Origin of the sequence: Cellulomonas cellasea (assembly GCF_030372105.1) — a bacterium.
Lineage (GTDB): Bacteria > Actinomycetota > Actinomycetes > Actinomycetales > Cellulomonadaceae > Cellulomonas_A > Cellulomonas_A cellasea_A.
In genome coordinates this window covers 370,704-379,366 of the sequence record NZ_JAUDBQ010000002.1, presented here as the reverse complement: position 1 = coordinate 379,366, position 8,663 = coordinate 370,704, and the positions used below count along the sequence as shown (strand labels likewise).

Annotated in this window: 7 protein-coding genes; 2 read left to right on the top strand and 5 right to left on the bottom strand. The window is 73.9% G+C overall.

Going from position 1 to position 8,663, the window contains the following annotated elements; all coding sequences use genetic code 11:
- Window positions 1–68 precede the first annotated feature (68 nt).
- Together QUV83_RS03680 and QUV83_RS03675 are read right to left on the bottom strand one after the other, a co-directional pair.
- Window positions 69–956 carry an ABC transporter permease gene (locus QUV83_RS03680; protein WP_289562745.1) on the bottom strand — a complete coding sequence of 296 codons (888 nt, stop codon included), beginning with the start codon at window positions 954–956 and terminating at the stop codon, window positions 69–71.
- Window positions 953–2,272, bottom strand: a complete 1,320-nt coding sequence (locus QUV83_RS03675; RefSeq protein WP_289562743.1) for a quaternary amine ABC transporter ATP-binding protein — start codon at window positions 2,270–2,272, stop codon at window positions 953–955. Before QUV83_RS03675 ends, QUV83_RS03680 begins: the two co-directional genes overlap by 4 nt.
- A gap of 527 nt (window positions 2,273–2,799) precedes the next feature.
- Here QUV83_RS03675 and ahcY point away from each other — a divergent pair.
- A complete protein-coding gene (ahcY, locus tag QUV83_RS03670) occupies window positions 2,800–4,263 on the top strand; it encodes an adenosylhomocysteinase (RefSeq protein ID WP_289562741.1) in 1,464 nt (487 codons plus the stop codon).
- Window positions 4,264–4,278: 15 nt separating this feature from the next.
- Here ahcY and QUV83_RS03665 read toward each other — a convergent pair whose 3' ends face one another.
- Entirely contained in the window at window positions 4,279–5,097 is an 819-nt protein-coding gene (locus QUV83_RS03665) for an RDD family protein (protein WP_289562739.1), read from the bottom strand.
- A 50-nt stretch (window positions 5,098–5,147) separates the two neighbouring features.
- Between QUV83_RS03665 and QUV83_RS03660 the strand changes: the two genes are divergently transcribed.
- Entirely contained in the window at window positions 5,148–6,137 is a 990-nt protein-coding gene (locus QUV83_RS03660) for a stage II sporulation protein M (RefSeq protein ID WP_289562738.1), read from the top strand.
- A 15-nt stretch (window positions 6,138–6,152) separates the two neighbouring features.
- On the opposite strand, the gene QUV83_RS03655 is transcribed toward QUV83_RS03660, so the two are convergent.
- Window positions 6,153–7,325, bottom strand: a complete 1,173-nt coding sequence (locus tag QUV83_RS03655) for a winged helix DNA-binding domain-containing protein (RefSeq protein ID WP_289562735.1) — start codon at window positions 7,323–7,325, stop codon at window positions 6,153–6,155.
- A 41-nt stretch (window positions 7,326–7,366) separates the two neighbouring features.
- The gene (locus QUV83_RS03650; RefSeq protein WP_289562733.1) at window positions 7,367–8,659 is read right to left on the bottom strand and encodes a DUF58 domain-containing protein; all 1,293 of its coding nucleotides are present in this window, start codon (window positions 8,657–8,659) and stop codon (window positions 7,367–7,369) included.
- Window positions 8,660–8,663: the final 4 nt, after the last annotated feature.

The following is an 8,663-nucleotide window of genomic DNA, read 5'->3' as shown; positions in this document are numbered from 1 at the left end:
GACGGCGCGGCGCCATCGGAGGACGCCGGGTCATCGGAGGGCGCGGGGTCATCGGGGCCGTCGGCGCCTCAGGCGTCGGTGGTCCGCAGGGCGCGCGCGACCGGTGACCGTTCGCCGAGGGCGGCGGTGACGCGGTCGAGGAAGACGGCGAGGATCACCACGGAGATGCCCGCCTCGAAGCCGAGGGAGATGTTGACGCGCTGGAGCGCCGTCACGACGTCGCGGCCGAGGCCAGCGGCGCCGACCAGGCCGGACATCACGACCATCGACAGCGACAGCATGATCACCTGGTTGACGCCGGCCATGATGGTGGGCAGCGCGAGGGGGAGTTGGATCTGGCGCAGGATGCGGCCCTCGCCGGAGCCGAACGCGTGGCCCGCCTCGACGACCTCACGGTCGACCTGCCGGATGCCGAGCTCGGTGAAGCGCACGCCGGGCGCCATCGCGAAGATGACTGTGGCGACGATGCCGGGGACCACGCCGACCCGGAAGATGACCACCGTGGGGATCAGGTAGACGAACGCGGGCATGGTCTGCATGAGGTCCAGCACGGGGCGCACGACACGGGAGACGCGGTCGTCTCGGGCGCTCCAGATGCCGAGCGGTATCGCGAGCACGAGGGCGACGACTGTCGCGAGGATGACCAGGGACAGGGTGTGCATCGCGTTGGCCCACTGGTCGACGGCGGCGATGAGCACGAACCCGACGAGTGAGCCGACGGCGAGCCGCCAGCCCTTCACGAACAGCGCCGCCGCGGCGAGGACGAGCGCGACCAGCCAGAACGGGGGACCGCCGAGCAGCCCGTCGAGTGAGTCGTAGCACCACTCGAGGGCGCCGCGGACCTGGTCGAAGAAACCACGGAACGTCGTGGTGACCCAGTCGACGGCATCCGCGACCCAGGCGCCGAGTGGCAGGCGGGGGAGCCCGGTGGTGGTGCTGGAGGACGCGGGGATCATGCGGGCACCGCCGTGGGCTCGTCGGACTGCGTGGGCTCGTCGGACGGCGCGGCGCCATCGGAGGACGCTGGGTCATCGGAGGGCGCGGGGTCATCGGGGTCGTCGGCGACGGCGGGGGTCCCCCGGGGCGGCGTCTGCTCATTCGGCACCATGGCCTCGAGCAGCGTCACCCGGGGGACGACGCCGACGAGGCGCCCGGCCGCGTCGGTGACGGGGATCGGCAGGGCCGACTCGGCGGCGGGCGCGAACAGCTCGCCCAGCGGCGTCTCCGGGGAGACGGGCGTGACGCCGGTGCGGACGAGGTCGGTCACGGTGGCGTCGCCGTTCCGGAGCGCGGCGACCACGTCGGCGTCATGGACCATGCCCCGCAGCGCGCGGGTGCGGTCGAGCACGTAGGCGGCGGAGACCTGCTGCTCGCGCATGGTGCGCAGGGCGAGGCGCGGGCCCGCGCTGAGCGGCACGACGGCGCGGGCGGGCTGCATCACGGAGGCGGCGGTCAGGACGCGGGTGCGGTCCACGTCGGCGACGAACTGGGCGACGTAGTCGTTCGCGGGGTCGGAGAGGATCTCCTCGCTGGTGCCCACCTGCACGATGCGGCCGTCGCGCATGACGGCGATCCGGTCGCCCAGGTACATCGCCTCGTTGAGGTCGTGGGTGATGAACACGATAGTCTTGCCGAGGGTCTGCTGGAGCTCGAGGAGCTGGTCCTGCATCTCGCGGCGGATCAGCGGGTCGAGCGCGGAGAACGCCTCGTCCATGAGCAGCACGTCGGTGTCGGCGGCGAGGGCGCGGGCGAGGCCGACGCGCTGGCGCATGCCGCCGGAGAGCTGCGACGGCAGGTGGTCGGCCCAGCGCTCGAGCCCCACGAGCTCGAGGGCCTCTCCGGCGCGTCGGCGCCGCTCGGCCTTGTCCACGCCGCGGATCTCCAGCGGGTACGCCGTGTTGTCGAGGACGCTGCGGTGCGGCAGGAGCGCGAAGTGCTGGAACACCATGGAGACGCGGCGCTGGCGGATCTCCCGCAGCTCTTTGGACCGCACCGTCGACAGGTCGTGGTCGCCGAGCAGGACGCGGCCGGAAGTGGGGCGGCCGAGGCCGTTGAGCATCCGGATCAGTGTGGACTTGCCCGATCCGGACAGGCCCATCACGACGAACGTCTCGCCGCTGGCGACGTCGAAACTCGCGTCGATCACTGCCGCGGTGCCGTGCATGGCCACCTCGTCGCGGGTCGCGCCCTCGCGCAGCCTCCGCATCGCTTCGACCGGGCGTCGACCGAACACCTTGTAGACGTTCTCGGCACGTACTGCCGTCATGGTCATCCATTCCGCTCGCGGCCACCCGGGCCACGCCCCGCACGAGGGGGGCGCCGCCTGCGAGACGCTCGCGCGCTGGCGGTGGGGCCGGGTGGGCCTCCGGTCGGCGACGGCGCGCACCGAGTGGTGCCGCGGGTGCTCGAGGAAGGTCGTCGTCTCGGTGCGGGGCCCTCAGGAAGGGGGCTGCGGCCCGGCGAGGCGACGGCGTCCGAACGGGTCCGTCGTCGATCTGTCACCAGCACCATGCCCTGCCTGCGGTGGTGAAAGCGAACTCGGTTCCGGCTGTGTGTCCGTTTTGCCGGGGAGCCCGATCGGGTGAAAGTGTGCTCTGACCTGCGACTTTACCCGCTCTTGGATCGTTATCTTTTCGTGATATTTGCTGGGGCGCCCGACACCGGGTAGGCGCGGGGCGGGCGTCGAGGTGTGTGACGAGGCTCATAAACGCGGCATCGCCGCCAGTCCGCTCGCGGGGCCCCGCACGTAGCGGGACGATGCACGGATCGCAGTGGCCGGCCGACCTCAGGGGGCGCCCAGTGTCCGACTTCGACGAAGCCGTCGGCCAGCACAAGGTGCGGGACCTCTCCGAGGCCGAGCGGGGCCGGGCACAGATCAGGCTCGCCGAGCATGAGATGCCCGGGCTTATGGCGTTGCGCGCCGAATGGGGCCCGAGCCAGCCGCTCACCGGAGCCCGCATCGCCGGGTCCATCCACATGACGGTGCAGACCGCCGTCCTCATCGAGACGCTCATCGCGCTGGGCGCCCAGGTCCGGTGGGCGTCGTGCAACATCTTCTCGACGCAAGACGAGGCCGCGGCCGCCGTCGTCGTCGGGCCCCAGGGCACGCCCGCCAGGCCGGCTGGGGCGCCGGTGTTCGCGTGGAAGGGCGAGACGCTCGAGGACTACTGGTGGTGCGCCGAGCAGATCTTCGCCTGGCCCGGCGAGGGGCCGAACATGATCCTCGACGACGGCGGGGACGCCACCCTCCTCGTCCATCAAGGCCTCGAGGCGGAGGCGTCCGGCGCTGTGCCGGCCGGGCCGGCGCCCGGCGAGCCGGGGCACTCCGCGGAGGCCGACGCGCTAGCCGCCGTCCTGCGCGCCTCCCTGGCCGCCGACCCCGGCCGCTGGACCCGGGCGGCGGCGGGCATCCGCGGCGTCACCGAGGAGACCACCACGGGTGTGCGGCGCCTCGACCGGCTCGCCGAGGCCGGGCGGCTGCTGTTCCCCGCCATCGACGTGAACGACTCCGTCACCAAGTCGAAGTTCGACAACCGCTATGGCATCCGCCACTCGCTGCCCGACGGCCTCAACCGGGCCACCGACCTGCTCATCGGCGGCAAAGTCGCCCTCGTGGCGGGGTACGGCGACGTCGGCAAGGGCGCCGCGGAGGCCCTGCGCGGCCAGGGCGCGCGCGTCGTCATCTCCGAGATCGACCCCATCTGCGCGCTGCAGGCCGTCATGGACGGGCTCCAGGTGGCCCGGGTGGAGGACGTCGTGGCCGAGGCTGACTTCTTCATCACCACCACCGGCGACCGGGACATCATCACCGCCGACCACATGGCGGCGATGAAGGACAAGGCGGTGGTCGGCAACATCGGCCACTTCGACGACGAGGTCGACATGGCCGGGCTGGCCGCATGGCCCGGCATCGTGCGCACCGAGGTCAAGCCGCAGGTGCACGAGTGGACGTTCCCCGACGGGCACTCCGTGCTCGTCCTCTCCGAGGGGCGGCTGCTCAACCTCGGCAACGCGACGGGCCACCCCAGCTTCGTGATGAGCACGTCGTTCGCCAACCAGGTCATCGCGCAGGTCGAGCTGTTCAACCGGCCCGAGGCCTACCCGCTGGGCGTGCACCGCCTGCCGAAGACGCTCGACGAGAAGGTCGCGCGGCTGCACCTCGACGCGCTCGGGGTGCGGCTCACCGAGCTCACCCCGGCGCAGGCCGACTACCTGGGGGTGGACGTCGCGGGGCCGTACAAGCCCGACCACTACAGGTACTGACGCGGGCTGTGAGGCTCAGTCGACGGGGTCGGGCACCCCGTGGGGGAGCCGCTGCATCAGCACGCTCTCCTGGGCGGCCCGCTGCCTGCCCGCCTCGGCGCTCAGGTGCTCGCGGCGACGGCGCTCCGCCAGCACCGCCGCGAGGAAGAGCTCGGGGTGGGTGCCCGGCGGCGGGGCCGGCGCGACGAACCGCTGCACCTCGACGGCGAGGTCTGTGCCCAGGCTCGCCCGCGACTGAGGGTGCAAGGTGGACGTCCGGGTGAGGAACTGCCGCACCGACAACGCCAACCCGTCGGGCAGCCGCCGCACATCCGCGCCCGCCGCCCAGCCCGCGAGGTGCGGAGGCATCATCACCGGCGTCCGCGCAGCCGTCTTCCCCCGCACCCGCACCGCGTACGTCCCCGCGAGGAGGTCGCCGACCCGCTTGCCCTGCGGCTGCACGATCGAGCAGATCAGCGCCACACTGCCGACGGTCAGCCACAGCTCGAACACGCCAGTGAGCGCCCGCACGAACGCCTGCCGGAGGCGGATCGGGCCGCCGTCGTCCCGCACGACGCGAATGCCCACCACGAGCTTGCCCAACGACCGGCCCCGCGTCAGCGTGTCCACCATCGTCGGCAGCACCACCATCACCGTCGCCAAGGCCGCCACGAACAGGACGCGGGACAGCGCTTCGCTCGGCGCGAAGCTGGAACCGCCCAGCACGAGCACCGTGACGACCAGCACGATGCCGAGCGCGGTCAGGTCGATGAGCGCCGCGACCACGCGCGACAAGAACGACGTCGGCCGGGTGTCGAGCAGCACACCCTCTCCGGTGACGATCCCCTCGTCCATCGGGCTCCTCCTGCCGTTCGCGCGTCGTGTGCTGTGGCAGGGTATCCGGCGTGGACCTGGACGCCTTCACCGCCGTGCACAGCCCCGGTTGGGCGCGCCTCGACGAGCTGAGCCGGCGCCGCCGCCTCAGCGGCGCCGAGGCCGACGAGCTGGTCCGCCTCTACCAGTCGGTCGCCACCGACCTCTCGCGGGTGCGGTCGAGCGCGCCCGACCCCGAGCTCGTCAGCCGCCTGTCCCAGCTGCTCGCCCGGGCCCGCGCGCGCATCGCCGGATCCCATGAGCCGAGCTGGCGCGACTTCGCCCGCTTCGCCGTCGTCTCCCTGCCCGCGGCGCTCTACCGGATCCGCTGGTGGACGGTCGCGGTGACCGCCGGGTTCCTCGCGCTCGCGATCACCGCGGGGGCCTGGGTCGCCACCCAGCCCGGGGCGCTCGCCGTGATGGGCACCGAGAGCCAGCAGCGGGAGTACGTCGAGAACGCCTTCGCCTCGTACTACGACCCGGGCATCGGCTTCGCGACGATGGTGTGGACCAACAACGCGTGGATCGCCGCCCTGTGCGTCGGGCTCGGCATCACCGGCATCGGCCCCGCCTACGTGCTGGTCAGCAACGCCGTGAACGTGGGGGCCACGGGCGGGATGATGGCCGCCCACGGTGAGCTGGCCCTGTTCCTGCAGCTCATCTCCCCGCATGGGCTGATGGAGCTCACCGCGATCTTCGTGGCCGGGGCCGCCGGGCTGCGACTGTTCTGGACGTGGGTCGACCCCGGGCCGCGGCCGCGCTCACGCGCCCTCGCGGAGGAGGGGCGTGCGCTGTTCACCGTGGCCATCGGCCTGGTGGGGGTGCTGCTGGTCTCCGGGTTGGTGGAGGGGTTCGTCACCGGGTCGAGCCTGCCCTGGGCCGTGAAGATCACCATTGGCGCCGCGGTGCTCGCAGCGTTCTGGGCCTACACCCTGGTGCTGGGGCGCCGGGCCGTGGCCGATGGCGAGACCGGCGACCTGGAGGACGACCGCGCCGGGTACTCGGTGGCCGTCGCCGGGTAGCGCCCCGTCGACCGCTCAGCGGTCCGCGATCACGACCTCATGCGCGCTCGCGTCCTCCGCGAGGAACCTGACGAGCACCTCCGCCTCCGCGGCCACATCGCGGATCTCCGCGCGGGCCAGCGGCCGCAGCGGCTCCACGTCGAGGGCGGCCGCGGCCCGCTCGCGCCGCAGCGACCAGGCGGCCGCGACGAACCCGTCCACCAGGACGACGCCCGGCGTCCGGCCGTTGGCCCGCGCCAACGCGCGACGGTGCTCCTCGGCGACGATCCGGTCACGGTCGGCATGGCTGAGCAGCGCGTTGTCGAAATCGGGCAGGAACCGCACGGGAGCAGGGGTCTCGGCGTCGGGTCGGGGCGCGTCGGGGAGGTCGAAGAGCTCCCTGCCGGCGCGGCCAGCCCGGCCAGCCCGCGCCGACGGATCCGGCTCGGCGCGGAACGACACCAGCTCGCCGCGCAGGCCCTCCAGCACCGGCGCCAACCGGGTCAGGCCGCTCCAACGCTGCACGTCGGCGGTGCTCGCCGGGCCGAACGCCGCGAGGTACCGCAGCACGACCCCCCGCAGCGCGGCCTCGCGCGCCGCCGGGTCGTCGAGGTCCTGCCGGTCGCGGCCGAGCCAGGCCCGGGTGGTCGTCCAGATGGTCGCCCCCGACTGCCCCCACACCGCGCGAGGAGTCGTCTGGACGAGGGGGAGCAGGTAGCGCACCCCATGCGCCAGGGCGTCGGGGGAGCCGTGCGGCCAGCGTTCGCGCAGTCGCTCGCCGAGCCGTGCGGGGGCTAGGGGCTCGGCCTCGAGGATCTCGCGGCCGGCGGCGGCGAGCTCCGCCAGGTCGAGGGCGCGCAGCGTGTCGGAGAACGGCCCCCGGGCGCGCGCGCCCCGCTCGCCCACGATGGCGGTCAGCACCGGGAGCAGGAGCGCGTCCTCGGCGGTCAGCAGGTGCACGGTGGAGCGCATCGCGGCGACCCGCGCCACGTCGCGGCGCAGCAGCAGGTCGCCGAGCTCGGCGGGCTGGAAGGAGTCCAGCCGCGACCACAGCGCCGTGTAGGGCGACCACGGCGCCTGTGCTTGCAGGCCCACCAGGTGGTCGACCTCGTCGAGGGCGGCGCCCTCATGGCGGGCCAGGAGGTGCTGGCGGGCCAGCAGCGCGCGGTTCAGGGCTCGACGGCCGAGGACGGGCGCCGGCGTCTGCATGCGAGCGACCCTAGGGCCAAGCCCAGACATCGCGCCCGCGATCAGAGCCGGCCGGCGGCCTTCAACGCGAGGTACGTGTCAGCCAGCCGGGGCGCCAGGTCGGCGGGCAGCGCGTCGACCACCTCGACGCCGCGCTGGCGCAGGCGCACGGCGACGGCGGCGCGCTCCAACTCGGCGCGCTCGGCGGCCGCCGCGTCGAAGACCTCCGAGACGTCGCCGCGGCCGGTGCGCAGCGCCTCCACCTCCGGGTCGCGCACCGCCGCGAGCACCACCTGGTGGCGTTCGGCGAGCTGGCCCACCACGGCCAGCAGCCCTTGCTCCACGGCGGCGGGCTCCAACGAGGAGAACAGCACCACCAGGGCCCGCTGGGACAGGCGCTCGCGCACCATGCTGACGACCCCGGGCCAGTCCATCTCGACCAGCGCCGGCTCGACGCCGGCCAGCGCGTCCGCGACGGCGGGCATCAGCCGTGGCCCGCTGAACCCGGCCACCCGGCCCCGCAGCGCCCGGTCGTAGGCCATCAGCTCGACCCGGTCCCCGGCGCGCGACGCCAGCGCCGAGAGCAGCAGCGCCGCCTCGATGGACGCGTCCATCCGCGGCGCGTCCTGCACGCGCACGGCGGCGGTGCGGGAGGTGTCCAGGACGATCAGCACGCGGCGGTCGCGTTCGGGGCGCCAGGTGCGGACGACGACGTCGGCGCGCCGTGCGGTGGCCCGCCAGTCGATGGAGCGCACGTCGTCGCCGATGACGTACTCGCGCAGCGAGTCGAACTCGGTGCCGGCGCCGCGCACCTGCACGGCGGCCCGCCCGTCGAGCTCGCGCAGCCGCGCGAGCCGGCTCGGCAGGTGCCGCCGGGACGCGAACTCGGGGAGCACCCGCAGCACGCCCGGCACGTCCAGGGAGGCCTGCCGTCCGGCGAGGCCCAGTGGCCCCACAGTGCGGATGGTCACGCGGTCCGCCCGGCGGTCCCCGCGGCGCGTGGGCGTGAGGACCGTGGACACTCGCTGCGACTCACCCGGCGGCAGGTCGACCGGGTGGCGGTTCGCCCCGGCGCCCGCCGACGGCAGCCACGCGTCCCGCACCAGCGCGCGCAGCCGCCGGGGCCCGACGTTCGCCAAAGTGAGCGTCGACCGGGCAGTCTGCGTCAGCCGCACGGAGCCCGGCACGGAGCGGGTGACGGCCACCTGGCGGGGAGAGGCAGCCAGCAGGGCGTCGCAGGCGCACGCCGCCGCCACGACCAGCGCCCACACCAGCACGGTGCCGGGCACGGGGACGAGCAGCACCGCCACCACGCCCAACGCCGCGAGGGCCACGGCCCGCCAGGTGATCGTCATCGAG

What these genes read in the sequence shown, in the direction of transcription:
- QUV83_RS03650 (WP_289562733.1), bottom strand. Translation starts at nt 8,659, where the DNA reads ATGACGATCACCTGGCGGGCCGTGGCCCTCGCGGCGTTGGGCGTGGTG.
- QUV83_RS03655 (WP_289562735.1), bottom strand. Translation starts at nt 7,325, where the DNA reads ATGCAGACGCCGGCGCCCGTCCTCGGCCGTCGAGCCCTGAACCGCGCG.
- QUV83_RS03665 (WP_289562739.1), bottom strand. Translation starts at nt 5,097, where the DNA reads ATGGACGAGGGGATCGTCACCGGAGAGGGTGTGCTGCTCGACACCCGG.
- QUV83_RS03680 (WP_289562745.1), bottom strand. Translation starts at nt 956, where the DNA reads ATGATCCCCGCGTCCTCCAGCACCACCACCGGGCTCCCCCGCCTGCCA.
- QUV83_RS03675 (WP_289562743.1), bottom strand. Translation starts at nt 2,272, where the DNA reads ATGACCATGACGGCAGTACGTGCCGAGAACGTCTACAAGGTGTTCGGT.